Origin of the sequence: Bdellovibrio sp. ZAP7, from assembly GCF_006874645.1 — a bacterium.
Taxonomy (GTDB): Bacteria; Bdellovibrionota; Bdellovibrionia; order Bdellovibrionales; family Bdellovibrionaceae; genus Bdellovibrio.
Window position 1 is genome coordinate 1,640,251 of sequence record NZ_CP030082.1, and the last position, 16,028, is coordinate 1,656,278.

General features: G+C 46.9%; 11 protein-coding genes and 1 tRNA gene. 7 read left to right on the forward strand and 5 right to left on the reverse strand.

Annotated features, from left to right (window positions below; all coding sequences use genetic code 11):
• Window position 1: 1 nt before the first annotated feature.
• Window positions 2-442 (reverse strand): HAMP domain-containing protein, encoded by a 441-nt coding sequence (locus DOM22_RS07970; RefSeq protein ID WP_142702151.1) that lies wholly within the window; start codon window positions 440-442, stop codon window positions 2-4.
• A 121-nt stretch (window positions 443-563) separates the two neighbouring features.
• Window positions 564-3,104: a Fic family protein gene (locus DOM22_RS07975; RefSeq protein ID WP_142699855.1), complete on the reverse strand. Its 2,541-nt coding sequence runs from the start codon at window positions 3,102-3,104 to the stop codon at window positions 564-566.
• A 109-nt stretch (window positions 3,105-3,213) separates the two neighbouring features.
• On the opposite strand from DOM22_RS07975, the gene DOM22_RS07980 reads away from it, so the two are divergent.
• The 4 genes from DOM22_RS07980 (at window position 3,214) to DOM22_RS07995 (ending at window position 6,911) form a co-directional block, all read left to right on the forward strand.
• Window positions 3,214-4,242 carry an endonuclease/exonuclease/phosphatase family protein gene (locus DOM22_RS07980; RefSeq protein ID WP_142699856.1) on the forward strand — a complete coding sequence of 343 codons (1,029 nt, stop codon included), beginning with the start codon at window positions 3,214-3,216 and terminating at the stop codon, window positions 4,240-4,242.
• 7 nt (window positions 4,243-4,249) lie between these two features.
• Complete coding sequence (locus DOM22_RS07985; protein WP_142699857.1) at window positions 4,250-5,896, forward strand: S8 family serine peptidase; 1,647 nt, start codon at window positions 4,250-4,252, stop codon at window positions 5,894-5,896.
• Between the two features lie 57 nt (window positions 5,897-5,953).
• Window positions 5,954-6,029: transfer RNA gene (locus DOM22_RS07990), tRNA-Arg, on the forward strand.
• A gap of 93 nt (window positions 6,030-6,122) precedes the next feature.
• On the forward strand, window positions 6,123-6,911 hold the full coding sequence (locus DOM22_RS07995) for an ABC transporter substrate-binding protein (protein WP_142699858.1): 789 nt from the start codon (window positions 6,123-6,125) through the stop codon (window positions 6,909-6,911).
• Window positions 6,912-6,918: 7 nt separating this feature from the next.
• Here the strand turns inward: DOM22_RS07995 and DOM22_RS08000 are convergent, their stop codons facing one another.
• Window positions 6,919-7,641: a pseudouridine synthase gene (locus DOM22_RS08000; RefSeq protein ID WP_142699859.1), complete on the reverse strand. Its 723-nt coding sequence runs from the start codon at window positions 7,639-7,641 to the stop codon at window positions 6,919-6,921.
• Between the two features lie 126 nt (window positions 7,642-7,767).
• Between DOM22_RS08000 and DOM22_RS08005 the strand changes: the two genes are divergently transcribed.
• Window positions 7,768-8,502: a type 1 glutamine amidotransferase domain-containing protein gene (locus tag DOM22_RS08005; protein WP_142699860.1), complete on the forward strand. Its 735-nt coding sequence runs from the start codon at window positions 7,768-7,770 to the stop codon at window positions 8,500-8,502.
• A 5-nt stretch (window positions 8,503-8,507) separates the two neighbouring features.
• On the opposite strand, the gene DOM22_RS08010 is transcribed toward DOM22_RS08005, so the two are convergent.
• Window positions 8,508-12,188 (reverse strand): tail fiber domain-containing protein, encoded by a 3,681-nt coding sequence (locus tag DOM22_RS08010; protein ID WP_142699861.1) that lies wholly within the window; start codon window positions 12,186-12,188, stop codon window positions 8,508-8,510.
• 126 nt (window positions 12,189-12,314) lie between these two features.
• Window positions 12,315-13,577, reverse strand: coding sequence for a hypothetical protein (locus DOM22_RS08015; RefSeq protein WP_142699862.1), 1,263 nt, complete (start codon window positions 13,575-13,577; stop codon window positions 12,315-12,317).
• Between the two features lie 139 nt (window positions 13,578-13,716).
• Here DOM22_RS08015 and DOM22_RS08020 point away from each other — a divergent pair, with 139 nt between their 5' ends.
• On the forward strand, window positions 13,717-14,472 hold the full coding sequence (locus DOM22_RS08020; protein ID WP_142699863.1) for a hypothetical protein: 756 nt from the start codon (window positions 13,717-13,719) through the stop codon (window positions 14,470-14,472).
• Window positions 14,473-14,744: 272 nt separating this feature from the next.
• On the forward strand, window positions 14,745-16,025 hold the full coding sequence (locus tag DOM22_RS08025; protein WP_142699864.1) for a hypothetical protein: 1,281 nt from the start codon (window positions 14,745-14,747) through the stop codon (window positions 16,023-16,025).
• Window positions 16,026-16,028 lie beyond the last annotated feature (3 nt).

Sequence of the window (16,028 nt, forward strand, 5' to 3'; positions counted from 1 at the left end):
ATTACTTGGTTTTTTTTAAGGCGACGTTGAGGTCTTTGGCGAGATCCTGGAAGTAGTCGCCTTCGCGAAGTTTAATTTCCACAGGTTCCGCCGCGTCCTCGGGACGAGTTGCCTTATTGATGATGCGACGGATATTGAAAAGGGGACCCACGATTTTCGAAGTCACACGGTTCGTCAGGTAAAAACCCGCAACCAGGCACACGGCAACCACGATAAATTCGTTCATTAAAAACATAACTTTATGGCGACCAATAAATTCGGCAATCGACATCGAACCGTATTCGCCAGCCAAGGCTTTTTCTTCAAGCTTGCTTACCAACACCCAGCCCGCAATTACTTGGGCCAAAAAAATCCCGGTCACAAAAAGACCCACAAACATCAAGGCGTCGTATTGAACCTCGCGGTTGACAATCAATTTGCGGCGATGTTTTAAGATTCCCATTTTTAAGTCCTTGGCTTGCGTTTCTTTAAATATATCGTGATGCAGATGTACTTGTTGGATATTTCTAAGGAACTGCAGCGGCATTCTCAATTTAAGACGCCGCTGTCAGTTTCCTATCCATTTATTTTGGGAATAAATAGAATGCTTCGTCGACCATTTCATTCACTGTGTTGAACTTGTTTTCGTCCGGTGTCTTGAAGTGATCAAGTCCCACTTTACCTAAAATTTTAAACGGCGAAATATTCTGCTGAGAAAGGATCTCAAACTCTGCAGAAAACGGCGTAGAAAGTGTCGGAGACACGGTCTTTTTGTTCACTTTTACAAAGTAAATTCCTCCGCCTAAACCGTCGGCTAAAAACGGAATATTTGGTGCGGTCCCGGCCCCGATATAAGCGAAGTAAAGGTCTGTCGAAGTGGATAGGGAAATATGATCTTTTAAAGGTGAATCTAAAGCATGGGTATAGTGGTCGACAAATTCGCGGGCAAATTCATCGGCAATACCACGTCGGTCATAGCGATTGTCGTTCAAGGCTTTACGAATACGATTTGCCAGAGTATCGAAACCGGGAAGCATCTTGCGCAGTTGCGCCTCTAAGAATTTGGGTTGATACGTTGTATCGCCCTGATGTTTGCTGACCTCGTTAATCCAAGCTTTGAAAGACTCATAACCTGGTAAGGCTTTCGCCAAATTAATATAAGACTGATTTGAAATGAAGCCCGTCTTTTCCACAGACGCCATGTCGCTGCGTAAAAGAACGATATCGGCGTCACCGCGAGCGGCAATGGCTTCCTTCAAGGTCGGGTAGGCCAAGTTAGTATAAGAGATATACTTTTCGAGGAACGTCACGCGCGGAGCTTTTTTGATTGTGATCTGAATCGCAGAAGGGGCGCTTTCAATCTGCTTTTGTCCTTCAGCGAGCAAAGTCTTGGCTGCTTGGAAGTACTTCTCACGGCTGACCATGATCTTGTTTAAATGCGCTATATTATTCACTTCTAATGCATATTCAGTGTACTGTTGGAATTTTAATTCCATGAACTGGTACTGCGCCACGATGTCTGATAAGGAAGCTCCCGTGCGGGTTTCAAAGCTCTTTTCATAGTCTGTGTGCCAGCCACGAGTCTGCGCCAGGATCGCCATTGGGTCCGTGTCTTTGATCGTGATTGCGTTTTCAAAAACGCGTACCTGCCAAGGATGCAAATAGATTTTGCCTTTCTCATTGGCGTCTTTAATGACGTTATAGTCCACGATTTCGATGTCTTTAGGATCGATTTTTTGAGCCTGGACATCCAAGACATACTGCATGTGATCTCTAAAGATATTTCGATGCGCCAACGTCAAACTGCGACGGGCAAACGTGTGGGGAGCCAGGTCTCCACCCTCACCATAAAGAAGATATGTGCGGTCTGCGATCGGATAAAGCTTTCCGTTAAAGAGGGCATGGGGGATACCCATTTGGTTATAAAAGAAACCATCCGTCAGCATGGTGTAATTCGCATTGCCGATTTTAACGAACTTATTTCTAGAGGAAATCGTGTCGTTCATCCACTTGAATTTCTTTTTCATGGCTTTATCAAGCTCTATGCGCTTGGCTTCTTTGCCATAGGTTGTTGTGGTCGGTAAAATCGCTGTGCGCGGGGTTGAGTCACGGTTGATATTGTTCACCGTGGGTACTGCAGGATCTGTGAAAGTCACTTCGCGAACCATCTCACCGAACTCAGCAACACTGTTTCTGAAGAGTTGTTTCCAGGTTGGCAGATCATAGTAAATGTCATAGCCCGGGAAGGTATTCATTACACCTGGATAGCCAGCTTCCTGCAAAATGCGGTTCGCAAAAAGCATCGAGGTTCTGCCATTGCCATCAATAAATGGATGAATCGAAACAAAGCGATATTGAAACTCTGCCGCCAGATCAATCGGATCCATGGTGTTTTTATTTTGATAGTACCAAGTCGAAAGCTCGCTGATGGCTTTGCCGACAGTTTTGTAGTCTCCATACACAATCCAACCGCGACGCTTGTCTTTGCGACTGAGTGGGTAAGGAAGTTCGATGAATTTTTTAATCCAAGGATTGGCTTTCAAGGCCAGATACTGAGATTCCTTCAGCGGATGCAGGATGGGATCGCCCCCCACGTTTTGACGAACTTTAAATCCCGTCGTATTGCCGATCGACATGTTCTTCGGCATAATTTTTCCCATCAGACTCGCTTCTTTTTTCAAGCCTTCGGAACCCAGTTCATGGATGCGCATGATAAGACTGCGGCTGATATCCAAACGCCCAATAGGAATAGAATTCAAGTGATCGCGTGCATTGGCGTAAGCTTTGTAGTTTTCAAGGCCCCAGATTTCAGTTCCGTGCTTGCCATCTTCCTGGCCACGCTTCAAAGAACGATTCGAATAAAAGCGCAGGAAATCAATTTCAGCATCGAGCCATTTATCCCAACTTAATTTCTGATTGATCGTGGTAAACGTGGCTGGAGCTGCCGGATCCAAAAGAGGCGGAGTAAGATCCGTGTCCATGAAAACAGCTGAACAACTTAAACCCTCTGACGCGGGGCCTCGGGGATCCACACAAGCTTCGTTCACCGCGACAGGCGAAGGCGACTGACAAGATGTAAGAATCAGAGAAAGTGCCGAAATTGTTGTGAAAAATCTGTTTTTCATATGCTTCTAAAATCGGAACTAATGTGAATAACCTTGAGGGGCATATTATTGTTGCAATCCTCTGTTTTCCCGACAAAGGTAGAGCCCTGTTTACTTCTGGAGGGGAAATATGAAGTGGGCAATTTTTGCCGGGTTGATGCTGTCAGCATCCCTAAGCCAAGCTATTTGCATTCAGACATTTAACACTTACGGTCCGCTTTACGCGCCCAATATTGCGTCTCGATCTGAAGCGCTTTCAAAGGAAATTTTAACCGCCCCCTGCGATGTGATTCATTTTCAAGAGGTGTGGAATTCTGGGCAACAAAATGTGATCGTGGACATTTTGCAACCTCGTTACAACATTAGCGCTCCCAATATGGATTTGAAAATTGGTCTCATGGCATTGACCAAGGGCCAAATCAATTACACGGACGTTTACACATTCGTGCTTAATTCAGACAGCTTCATGGATTCTTTAAAAGACATCATGGGCGTAAAAAAAGGTTTCATGAATATGGTGGTGCAGTTGCCAGGAGTGGCGACGCCTATTCTTGCCACCAACGTTCACACGCATCCTTTGTCGGGGGCTGTGCGTATTACTCAGATTCTGGACATTTACCAATGGCGTTTACGTCATTTGGACTATCCATGGGTGATGACCGGGGACTTTAACTTCACGGCGGAGTCTTTCGAGTGGAAATTTTTTAAACTCTTGATGGGTGTTCGCGATGTGCAGGAAGAAACTGTTGGTTATAACGGTCAGTGCACATTCTGTGGTTCACAAAATCCTTTGTCTGATGAAAAAGGCAATTGGGTGTTAGATTATATCTTTGTTTCCAACATCACAAAAAACATGAACTGGAAATGGCAGATGGTTGATTCCCAAATCAATCTTCGCGGTGGTCAAAGATCGCCTCTTTCTGATCACTATGGTTTGCGTGCGCAGTTAAATCTTGAACAAGGTTCTATTGCAGCTGATTGGAAAACAGTTCCTGAAAGAGCTGCTGCGCTCAAAAATATGCTCGAAACTGCACGTAAGCATTTGCAAGCGGCTGAAAATTCTGATTATGACTACTACATCTCGTTGATGGATAAAATCATCGCGCAGCTTGATAGACAGTCCGGACCAGTTTGGGACTATTTGATTCAGTTTAACTAGGGGCTCAATGAAGATTTTCGCTTTTTTCGCACTCATAATTTCACTGGCGCCAAGGGCCGAAGCGGCTCGTTATATCGTCATAATGAAAGACGAAGCTCCGCTGTTTTCGGCGCACCCTTCGTTTGAGCGAGAAATTGTGGGACATGTGGAATCCAGTCTGCATCAGATCGGTACTTACATTGTTCAAACAGAAGATTCCTCGGATGTTGAACGTCTGAAACAGAATCCTGATGTGGTTTTGGTCGAAGAAGATCAAATCATTCCTTATGAATTAGAAATTCCCCTTTACCTGCAACGTGCAGAACTTAACATCAGCGGACGTGCTCCCGCGGATACTCCTGTGGCAGGTGTGCCGTGGGGAATAGCTGCGATCAAGGCACCGGCGGCTTGGCCACTTTCCCGTCAAGGGGAGGGCGCTCGTGTTTTGTTGATCGATAGCGGTCTTGATAAAACTCATCCGTCACTTAAAGGTAACTTCGAAAGAGGTCGCGACTTTACTGGTGAAAGCGATGGCAGTGATATCACAGATATTCGCGGTCACGGAACTCACGTGGCGGGCATTATCGCCGCCAAACAAGACGTGAACGGCTTTACGGGTGTGGCGCCAAAAGCAAAACTTTTAATGGCTCGTGCCTGTTTTGAAAAAGGTTGCTCAACCGCTGCCATGATTGCAGCGATTAACTGGGGCGTGACTCAAAAAGTTGACGTGATGAATATTTCTATTTCAGGAATTTCTTCCACGGCAGCTCAAGACGAAGCAATCAAACGTGCCGACAAGGCCGGTATCGCGGTTGTCGCCTCCAGTGGTAACTGGGGTTCAAATCGTGTGTTCTTTCCAGCGGCTCTGCCCACGGTGATCGCAGTGGGTGCGGTGGACCCAAGCATGCTTCGTGCGACGTTTTCACAATATGGCCCGGAGCTCGCCTTGGTAGCACCTGGCGTGGATGTGTATTCAACATTCCCAGCAACTCGCGGGAAAGTTCATTCCGTAAAAATCGAAACATCGACCGGCTTTTCTGTAAAGTATCTGGCCAGCACCTTCGGCGGCACACGTGAAGTTCGAAACTCCTTAAAAGGAGAGCTCGTGAGCGTGGGCGAGGGAGATACGATGGCCGACTATGACGGGAAAAACGTCAAAGGTCGCTTTGTCCTGGTTCGCCGAGGCAAAGGCAAGTTCATGAATAAAATCAATAACGCCATCAAAGCCGGCGCGACTGCGATTATCTTCGTTAACAATCGCCCAGGCCTGGAAGTGGGCAGATTCACGGATAAGGATAAAACCTTACCGATATCGATTTTCATGATCGAAAACAAAAACTCGCAAGTGATCGAAGACCGTCTGGCACGTGGGGAATCGGTGGTGGCTACTTTGCAGGCCACCTCCTCAGGATTCCAAGTCCTAAGCGGCACGTCTATGGCAGCGCCTCACGTGACGGGCGTCGTCGCCCTGATGAAAGCTGCCAACAAGAAGCTTAAATCCGCCCAAATTAAGAAAATCTTAATGGCGACAGTCACACCGCCAACCGCTGACAATTTGAAAAATGAGTACGGCAAAGGCATTCTGAATGCTGAGCAGGCCGTCCGATTTTCGACGCGCATTGACTCTGCTGGTAAAGCTGAATACCTGATGCCAGAGCTCTCTGTAACGCATTAAAAAGAGCTTGGCCGTTAAATTTGCCTTTATTATAATCAAATATGAACTCCCGGGAGCGATCCTATAGCTCAACTGGATAGAGCTTACGTTTCCTAAACGTCAGATCCCCGTTCAAGTCGGGGTAGGATCACCAATCACAACCTTCGTGGGTTTCTATGGACTCACTTTTTTACCTTTGCGAAACAGTAATTAGCACATTTTGAAGTGCTAACATAAAGTGCGACCCATGTTGGAAATCAAAAAAATCGGAATACTCTTAGCGACTGCGCTTTGTTTTGCCTTACCGGCACATGCAAAGAAGGTTTTCCGTGTTTTGATGGAAGACAACTGGCCGCCCTACGCTTACGTGAAGGACGGTCAACCCGCAGGTCTTTCCATTGACCTGGTTAAGGCCGCCATGCGTCTGGAAGGGGCCGAGGTTCAAATTCAGCAAGTCCCTTATCTACGTTGTATGGCCCTGACTGAGCCCGAGGGCAAAGAAGTGGCTTGCGCCAATACCGCAAAAAACGAAGAGCTGGCGGCAAAATATGTTTTCCCTAACAACTACCTTTTCCGCAGCCGCGGTCTGATTGTCGCGAACAAACGCTATGTGAAAGAAGCCCTTAAAAAACCAAAAAAGATTTCAGATCTCGAATATAAAACAGTGGCGTTGCCAAGTGGTTTTACTTTTGGTCCTGAGTTTGACGACAACACTCGCATCGTTCGTTACTACACCGTGAACGATATGACCGCGCTTCGCTTGGTTGAGTCGGGTCGTGTGAAGTTCGCAGCGATTGATGAAATGGTTTTGTATTATTACCTGAACCATCACCCAGAACTTAAAGATGCTTTGACGACGGTTATCGATCTTTCTAATGAGCCTATCTACATGCAGCTTTCAAAAACGCAGCCTGAAGCCATCGAGCTTCGCGAAAAGTTTGAACGTGGAATGGCCGCTCTTAAGGCCTCTCCTGAATACGATGCACTTTTGCAGAAGTACTTAGGTAAGGGAATTCCTGTCGATAAGTTTAAATAATTAAATTCTAGGGGAGTTTGAGTTTTTCGCTCATCGGTTTGTTCGCATCAAACAAGGCGTGGATCTTATTCCACTTCTCACACGTTGGCGATTCAATGAAAACACGTTCGCCTGTCCACGGGTGTGTGAACTCGATACTTCGTGCTTTCAAACACAAGCCTTCGATACCCAATTCATTTCTAAAAAAACGATTGTGATGGGAGTCGCCGTGATAAGCGTCCCCCAACAATGGATGCGAAATACGATTAAAGTGACGGCGGATTTGATGATAGCGACCGGAGTGCGGTTTTACTTCCATCAAAGAATAGCGAGCTGCGGGGAATTTTTTTCCCACGGCCACCGGAATTTCGATAGTTGCCTGTCGGATGAAAGACGTGTGAGCATCCACCAAATTTCCGGTGGAATCGAGTTCCAAAGGAACTTTGATATCGCCTGATTCTGGCACAAAGCCACGCGCCACCGCCCAATAAGTTTTTTGCGGAGAACGCTCCGCAAACATTTTGCAGATCGTGCCTGCTGCCTGGGATGAAAGAGCAAAAAGCAAAACACCACTGGTCGCCGCATCTAAGCGGTGCACCGGATACACATGTTGCTTCATCATATTGCGCACCAGATACAGGCAGATTTTATCGCGGGGAATTTTGTACTGCGAATCCTCGGGAGGATGGACGTGAAAACCCGAGGGTTTGTCGACGGCTATAAAATGAGGGTCTTGGTACAAAAGCTTCATGGGCTCCAGAACCTAGGGGGCTAGCCTCCTTTTGTCCAGTGAATCCTCTGTACGTTTGCAAAAGCTTTTAAAAAAATGGTTCTTGCCCCGGTGATAACGGATTCTAAAGACACTGGGGAGGTTTCCATGAAATCGAAGAAGGTTCTATTTGTTGCAACCAACTGCAACCGCCTGGGTGATACGGGGTTAAGAACAGGAGCCTTTCTATCGGAACTGACTCATCCTTATCAAGAAATTCAATCCGCCGGATATGAGATCGATATTGCCAGTCCGTTGGGGGGAGAGATTCCGTTGGATGGTGTGAAGATGGATGATCCCATCAATGCCGTGTGGATGAACGATGAGGACTTTCTGGAGAAAGTCGCAGGCAGTTTATCCGCCGAGGAAGTTCGCCCCGAAAATTATTGCGCGATTTTCTTTGCTGGCGGTCACGGTGCGATGTTCGATCTTCCCCAAAATAAAAAGTTACAGGAAATCACTTCCGAAATTTGGGAAAACGACGGCGTAGTTGCAGCTGTTTGTCATGGGGCTGCGGGCTTGGTGAATGTCAAAACCTCTCAAGGAACTTATTTGATCAAAGATCACGAAATCGCGGCCTTTAGTAACTCCGAAGAGGAAGCTGTCGGAATGGAAAACGTCGTACCGTTCTTGCTTCAGGATAAAATTCAATCCCGGGGAGCCACTTACACGCATGCTTCAAAGTTTGCCGCTCACGTGGTTAAAAGTGGACGCCTGGTCACGGGGCAAAATCCAGCCTCGGCCATGGGAGTTGGTCAAAGTGTTGTCGAAGTTTTGGAATTCATTGAAGACGGTCGCGAAGTCCCAGCAGTCAACTGGTGTGAATGGCACGTGAGTCCCTAGCCGGATCAATGTGCACTTGCTGGAGCTCTTTGAGGGCTTTGTGCTTTTAAAAGCAATTGCAAGGACTCATTTTGTTTTTTGAGAAGTTCATTTTGTTCACGAATCACAGCAAGCTCTGCTTCGACCTTCGTTAAACGCTCCTCTTGAGAAGCGAATTTTGCGGTGAACTCCTTGTAAAGATCTTTAATGGCATTGACGACGGCCCAGTGAATCGGATCCACATTCAATTCTAGATATCCATCTTTACGTGTTGTGACGGCATCGGGAATTACTTTTTGAACTTCTTGCGCAATGAAGCCCGTCTTTTGGAAATCAGAGGGCAGTTGCAGAGGATTATCTTTTTTGTAGGAATAGCGGACAGTGTGAAGCTTCAATACTTCGTTTAAGCCGTATTCATAATCTCCGTGAATGTCTTTAAGGCGGGCATCGGAAGCATTGGTCCAAGCTGTTCCGGTCGACAAACCCGCCGTGCCGACGACATGCAATCTGTAAGAGGGGCTCGTTGTCCCCATGCCGACATAACCTGTTGTGCGGGCAATGGAGATTCCTGGTACTTCAGTCCCCCCACTGAGCATTGTTAAGTCCAAGGTGTTATTCGTACTTTGATAGCGAACGATGGCACCGTTTTCGATCGCATCTTCCGTTAGTTTAATAGTGGGGCCGATGACATCGTTACTAGCGCTTTGTATTCTCATGGTCGGGTTCGTCGCTCCATATAGATCAAAGAGATAACTTGGAGTTGTTCCGATACCAACCAGGCCGCCCGCAGTAATTCTGACGCGCTCAATAGCATTCGTGCCGGCATCAGGACGAGTGGCTAATGACATATCCGATCCGCGATTGTTAGCGGTTGTAGTTGAAGTCGACATAGAAATGAACCCCGCGCGGCGGATGCTCGTGTTATTAGCACTATCAAGCCATTCGATATTTCCCAGGTTTACACCTAAGGCATCGGACGCATTTGAAGTTAATTGCAGATTTCCGGAGCCATTGGCAGCAGTCGTTGCCGTACCTTTCAGAGTCAGATAATTTCTGCCCGAGTAGAGGGAATCCATACCTGGAGAACTCGTACCAATGCCGACATCCCCATATTCATTGATACGCATGCGTTCGGTGAGGGTGTTGGTGTTGAAAGTATCGCCCACAGTATCGCCAATCGCCGTGTAGAAAACCATTTGGCCGCTGGATTCCCCGTGGGCAGTGCCGTGATCTTTTCCGACTTTAACAGCGATACGTCCCTGTGGATTTGAGGGGTTGGTCGTGTTGCCATCAAACATCGCGAAGTCAACGCTCACGGCAGAAAGATCATTAACGTCTGTAGTTGCGCCATTGTTTCCGGATTTTAAATAAAGTGCCGTTGTATTTCCAGAGACATCAGGCCCCGTGATTTGGAATAAAGGAACGCCATTGGTAAATGTACCAACGTTCAAGACATATTTAGAAGCATCAAAATTCATGGCTAAAGGTGCGGCACCCGTATCGTCATAAGAATTGAGGTAAAGGCCACTTGACCCTTGTATATAAAGGTCGCCGCGATAACGGGTTGTTTGACTGCGCAATCTTAAATTAGCAGTCGTTCCATTGTCAGAGCCGTTGTCGACCGTGAGTTTTTGGGCAGGCGAAGCCGTGCCGATACCGACGTTACCGCTGCTTGTGTATATCGGTGAATTCGCTAGGGTCGCACTGGCACTGTAAAAAGGGATATACCCTGTAGTGCCTGAGCCAGAGAGCGTTCCCGAAGGCAAATCAGCTAAAACCAAAGATCTAAATGTCGGAGTCGCCGTCGAATTTGTTGGTCCTGCAAATACTAAGTTCGCAGATTGCGACGCAAAGTTAGAACCTGTGATCGCGATTGTCGTACATACGAATGAGTCCGAAGCTGAACTCCAAATGACGGCTTGGCCTGCCGAGCAAGTTGTTGATGGCCAAGGACTGACGGAAGATGAGTTCAAAAGATCCGTATATGTTAGTTTAGTCGCCAACCAAGCAGCACCACTCCATCTTAAAGTTTGGCCTGTTGCCGAACCATTGGAAATAGAGATAACTGGAGTGGAAGTTCCCGTTGCGACACTTAAAGGAGCCGAAGCCGTCACGCTTGTGACAGTTCCATTGGTTGGAGTCACCCATTTCAAGCCACTGGTCTGAGCGCTATCCGCGGTTAAGACTTGTCCATCGGTTCCCACAGCCAAGCGCACATTATTAGTGCCATCGCGAGTGATTAAATCACCTTTGGTTGTTACCGGGCTGAGGGCATTGAAGCCTGCCGTGTTCGTACTTTGTCCTGTACCACCTTTAGTAATCGGCACCACAGCAGACAAATTTGCAGGTGATATATTAGTTAAGGCCGAACCATCGACGGCAGGAAGTTTTGCTGAAGAATCCAATTGAACGATTTGGCTTGCACCAGTTCCAACGTTGACTGCCAAGGTGACTGTTCCCGATGTTCCTCCACCAGTTAAGCCTGTGCTTGCTGTCACTCCGGTGATGGTGCCTGAATTCGAGGAGTCTGCAGCCGGGGCCCACTTTGTGCCATTGTATTTTAAGACCTGCCCCGTGGTTGGTGCCGTCGTGTCGACGCTGACACCTTTAATTTTATCTACGGAGGTGGTGCTTTGGGTGCCACTCACATCTCCGCTTAAGGACCCCGTAAATCCCGCCGCATTTCCAGAAATATTGCCACTGATTTTTGCCGCAGATATTGTTCCAGAAATTTGCGACTCTGTGATTGAAATCGTATAACAATCAAATTTATTTGCCGGGGTTATAAACGACAACGACTGACCGGCAGTACAAGTTGTTGGGAACATCGTTGAATCAACTTTATTTGAGAGCTGAGTACTTAATCCTGAAATATCAGAGATTGCTAAAGTCGCTGCCAACCAGGCACTACTGCCATCGTATCGTAGTACTTGCCCTGATGTCGGCGCTGTTGAGCTGACATTGACACCTTGAATTTTCGTTGCGTTGCCAAAGCGTGAGTCGTTACCGGCAGCCACAGTTCCCGCGGCTGTGCCTATGCTGATTCCGATGACCGGAATAGAGCTTGTCCCAGATTTCGTCAGAGGCGATGTCACGTTAACGTCACTGACTGTGCCGCTGCCTCCGGAGTCATTTTGACAAGAGAATGTTGAACCGTCATAGGTCAAATATTGACCGAGTGTACAAGTGGCTACATTCGTTTTCAAAACGAAATCTGTTGGTAAGTTATTTCCCAATCGAGCGGAGGAATAAGAAAATGTGGCAAAGGGCACTGAGCGAATTTCTGAACTTGGTGTGATGGCATTCCAGCCATTGCCGTCGTGGAATTGAACTTTCAGAAGCCGTGTTTCATTTTCAGCGGCAGTATAGGTGCCGCCTCCGGCGCAATCTAAAGCCACGGAGTTTTTAAACGCATCACGAATATCAGCGGTGGGACCGGTAGGAAAAAGGCGGGTGCCGACACCGATTGGAACGTCAAAGACACCTTTCGTTCCTTGCATATTCACGTGATCTTTTTGCTCGCGATAGAATACGCAATTTCCAGTGGCATTTGTAATTTCAAAGGCAAAGCTTACGTTATTGTATTCAAGGGGGTTGCCATCAGAACGAAGAATTCGTCCCTGATAGTTAAATGAATCTGGAGAGGCAGACGCAATGCTGCCTACAAAGGAAATCAAAATGAGAATTAAGGACGTACATGATCTCATGTTAAATTCATCGGCGTGTTCGCTTGCGTTCCGTAGAATCCTATGGAACACGCGAGGAATATTTCATAGATATAATCAAACCGTTTCAATTTGAATCGGTTTAGTTGTGAGGAATGGTCCTAGGTCTTATTCTGCTGGGAGAAAATACTTTTTTAAAACCTGCTGCGTGGGTTCTTTTCCCAAAGGGGAGAACCCACCATTGATGGAAGTATCCGTGTCTTCATCAACCAAGACCTGCCAGACTCCGACACTTCTCATCCAGTCGCTTTGAGAATTCCACAGTGACATCAAAAGAGCATCCCAGGCTGCTGCTTGATGTTGATAGTTGATCGGCGTGTGACCGTCTTCATACAAATAGGGCGATACAAAACATTTCTCGACACTGCGATAGCCGACTTCTTGAATGGCCAGATACTTTTCAGTGACGGCCGAGTGATTTATTTGTGTCAAAGCATTGCGCAGATTCAGAGCGTACTGAAAAGAAAACGGTGTTAAAACTTTGATCAGGTCATCATAGCCTGCTGGATAGTCTTTGTCAGCCGCACCCAAAGCGCGATAGTAATCGAGTCCTATGAAATCCAGAGTGTTCCAAAAATTACGAAGATATTGTTGATGGCGAATCTCGTCGTCGGTGCGCGCTGCAAAGGTCAGATCGTGGCGCCACTGTTCAAACTCGCCACCCCAGGTTCGCACTCCATCTTCTAAAACATATTGATCCGTATAGTTCGCACCATAGGTCATTTTCACTCGCGGACCTAAGGCATTCCGCGCACGGTAAGCCAGGTGCAACCAAAGATCGGGGCGGCCAAAGCGGCGTGGCGGATTGCGGCTGCCCAGTCCCGAGGTTAAGGAGTGCATCTCGGCTCCGATGGAATACCACGCGGCTTCGGTGCGCGCGGCGATTTTCATGTAGCGCTCGTGATATTCAAAAAAACTTTGAAACCATTTTTCAGGATCGTCTGGTTGAATCACTCCGTGCCACCACAAAGTTCCGTCTTCATCTTCATAGGGGAATTCTCCGTGGGGACCCACCACCAAAAGAATCGGGCGAAAGGCGATCTTAAGACCCAGGGATTTGGCATAATGGATGGTGGCTTCCAGGTGGTATTCTTCTTGTTGTTGCAGATCCTCGGGCACAACCGAACGGACGGTGTTGGATTTTCCACCCACCATCTTGCCGCGAAAATTAAATATCACGGTATCGACACCTAGATTTTTTATTTTATTTAAAAGGCGCTGCACCCTTTGACCTTGTGGCGTTTCGTCAACTCGAAATCCAGTGGGCCAATAGGTAATGATGTTCACCGCAGCTTCTCGTTCTGCGGAAGTGGCCTGGGCCGGGGACCAAAGCGTGGTCAGGACAACAAGCAGGGGGAGTAAAACTCTCATTCATTTATTTTTGACCAGATTCAAAAGATTACAAGCTGACTGGCAACAGGGTCTGGAGGCCTAAATCCAGTGTTGAAGTTCAAATTTACTCTGCCGGAAATCAAAGCCAGGATAGAGAAACAGCCGGTGAGGTATCAAAATGCCGATGCTCCTGATTTTGTTGTTTTCACTTTTGCCGAATACAAGTGGGGCTTCCTCGGTGGCTCCGCCGATGTATGAAAGTGTTTTATTTATCGGTGATGATCACGTTGCGGACGCTTTTGGAAATGCCGTTGATGCCTATCTTCGTACTATATCTATAGAGGTGAATACGATTGCGGAATGTGGATCTACTCCCGGAAATTGGGTTGGAGTCAGGACTGATTTCCAGTCAGCGAAATGTGGGTTCTGGCAGCGCGATGAAAAACGTCGCGAACGCAAAAGCAAAGAATTTAAACCCCGCTCGCTTTCTGAGGAGCTTGCAAAGGCAGATCCGGATCTGACCATTATCGCGCTGGGCACATACTTGCTAATGAATGAACGGGATATGCAAAACGAGCAATCCTCTGTAGAGAAAATGGTAAGTGAGGTCGAACGGATTCAAAGTCGCTGTGTGTGGATTGGTCCTCCGCGACTTAGCAAAGAACCGTATGCTTCCAATTTGGATTCCGGGGTCAGGACCTTAAAAAAGATTCTCAGCAAGCTTCACTGTGATTTTATCGATAGTAGTAAGCTCACTCGATATAAAGGTAAAGACGGTCTTAAATATCAAGTGGCGGCGGCGACCCGTTGGGGGGCGCAAGTTTCAAGAGAGCTTGATAAATTAAACCGTCCTTCCCCTCAGGAAGAGCAGTCTTTGAATCTGGAACCTACTTTAACAAACCCCTCATCTCCCTCGGGAACAGCTCCGCGTTGAGTTGTTCGCATCTATAAAAAATATTCTCACGATATACTGATTTCCCTCTTAAAACCGCCTCAAACTGAATCTTGCTAAGCGCCCCAAAACCGACGAAATTCTAGCGAACTCAGAGTGAAAATTTGAAGTCGAACGGATGATTTGAAGATCTCTTAGTCAAAACCCCCCTGATGCAAAAAACTTCTCCAGTATCAAGTTGAGATTGCAAGAGTTTTTTATCGTTTAACTGTCATTTGTACGTGAAAATTGTCGATAAGGCCTGGGGGGGCGAAATGCGATTCTTACTATTACCACTTATTATTCTAGGGATGGGAACAGGGACTAACTCTGCGAACGCGCAAGTTAAACCGGTTGTCACAGCCGCAGATCCTTCCGCAATGGAACTGAAAGCCAGAAAAATTTATGAACGTTTAACAGGAACTAAGCTTCCTGCTGACAGTCCCGTAGTTGCGCAGATGGTAACATTCTTGAATAAAGGAGATGTTGAAGGTGCCGCGAAAATTGCGACCGCTGACGACAATTTCTTAAATATCACAGTTAAGTTGATGGCGCTTAAGCTTTCAACACGTGATGAAACTATCAAGACAGATTTGAACGACATGGTTGCTGCATTTATTGGTGTGACCCGTGACCAAAGAGATGCGCGCGAGTTGTTAAACGGGAACTTCTATTACAGAGGCGCTGACAATCTGACAGGTGTTCGCTCTAATCTGGTTGCAGATATCCTGCTGACTAATAACCATTATATCGACCTCGAAGATAAACGTGTGAATCTTGCAAAAAACCTGGTGCGTGTAAATGGTCAGGTCATTGCGGTAGGGGATGCAGCAACTGTTGCCAATCCTGATCCGGCAGGAGTTCTCACTTCTCGTGCCTTTCAATCAGCGCACACGGTGATGGGAACAAACCGTCGTTTGGTGGAATATACGTTTCGCGAATTTATGTGTGTGCCTTTAAGCGAGTGGGCTGATACGGGTGCATCTGATTTGCGCATCGGTCGTGACATTGACCGTTTTCCAGGTGGAGACCATAACAAGTTTCTGACTTCCTGTAAGGGCTGCCACACTGTTATGGACGGATTCCGCGGTGCTTTTGCTAAATGGGAAGTGAACAATAACCCAGCGGGCATTAAACACGTAGATGCAAATCCTCATTCAAATACATCGGATGCATATACTATCATCGTGGATAATTCGACGGGCGTAATCCAAAAGTATAACAAGAATGCAAACGTTTTCCCGGCTGGATATGTCACAAGAGATGATTCATGGGTGAACAATGCAATTCGTGAGAAAAATGCCAACTTTTTCGAATGGCGCGGCAATGCTTTGTCAGGTAATGGTGCGAAAAGTTTTGGTACAACAGTCGCAAACTCCCGTCGCTTCAGTCAGTGTATGGCGAAACGAGCTTACGAAACTGTTTGTCGTAAGACTTTCGATGAAGCTAAAGACCTTGATAAGCTAAAAACTTGGGGTGTTGAGTTTGAAAACAGCGGTTACAAATTGAAAAGTTTGTTTGAAAAAGTCGCTGCTAAACCAGGCTGCTTGGAATAGTCG

Bases quoted from the DNA above. Each gene is read 5' to 3' on its own strand.
- DOM22_RS08000 (WP_142699859.1), bottom strand. From the start codon at position 7,641: ATGAAGCTTTTGTACCAAGACCCTCATTTTATAGCCGTCGACAAACCC.
- DOM22_RS08005 (WP_142699860.1), top strand. From the start codon at position 7,768: ATGAAATCGAAGAAGGTTCTATTTGTTGCAACCAACTGCAACCGCCTG.
- DOM22_RS07975 (WP_142699855.1), bottom strand. From the start codon at position 3,104: ATGAAAAACAGATTTTTCACAACAATTTCGGCACTTTCTCTGATTCTT.
- DOM22_RS07980 (WP_142699856.1), top strand. From the start codon at position 3,214: ATGAAGTGGGCAATTTTTGCCGGGTTGATGCTGTCAGCATCCCTAAGC.
- DOM22_RS08025 (WP_142699864.1), top strand. From the start codon at position 14,745: ATGCGATTCTTACTATTACCACTTATTATTCTAGGGATGGGAACAGGG.
- DOM22_RS08020 (WP_142699863.1), top strand. From the start codon at position 13,717: ATGCCGATGCTCCTGATTTTGTTGTTTTCACTTTTGCCGAATACAAGT.
- DOM22_RS07995 (WP_142699858.1), top strand. From the start codon at position 6,123: ATGTTGGAAATCAAAAAAATCGGAATACTCTTAGCGACTGCGCTTTGT.
- DOM22_RS07985 (WP_142699857.1), top strand. From the start codon at position 4,250: ATGAAGATTTTCGCTTTTTTCGCACTCATAATTTCACTGGCGCCAAGG.
- DOM22_RS08010 (WP_142699861.1), bottom strand. From the start codon at position 12,188: ATGAGATCATGTACGTCCTTAATTCTCATTTTGATTTCCTTTGTAGGC.
- DOM22_RS07970 (WP_142702151.1), bottom strand. From the start codon at position 442: ATGGGAATCTTAAAACATCGCCGCAAATTGATTGTCAACCGCGAGGTT.
- DOM22_RS08015 (WP_142699862.1), bottom strand. From the start codon at position 13,577: ATGAGAGTTTTACTCCCCCTGCTTGTTGTCCTGACCACGCTTTGGTCC.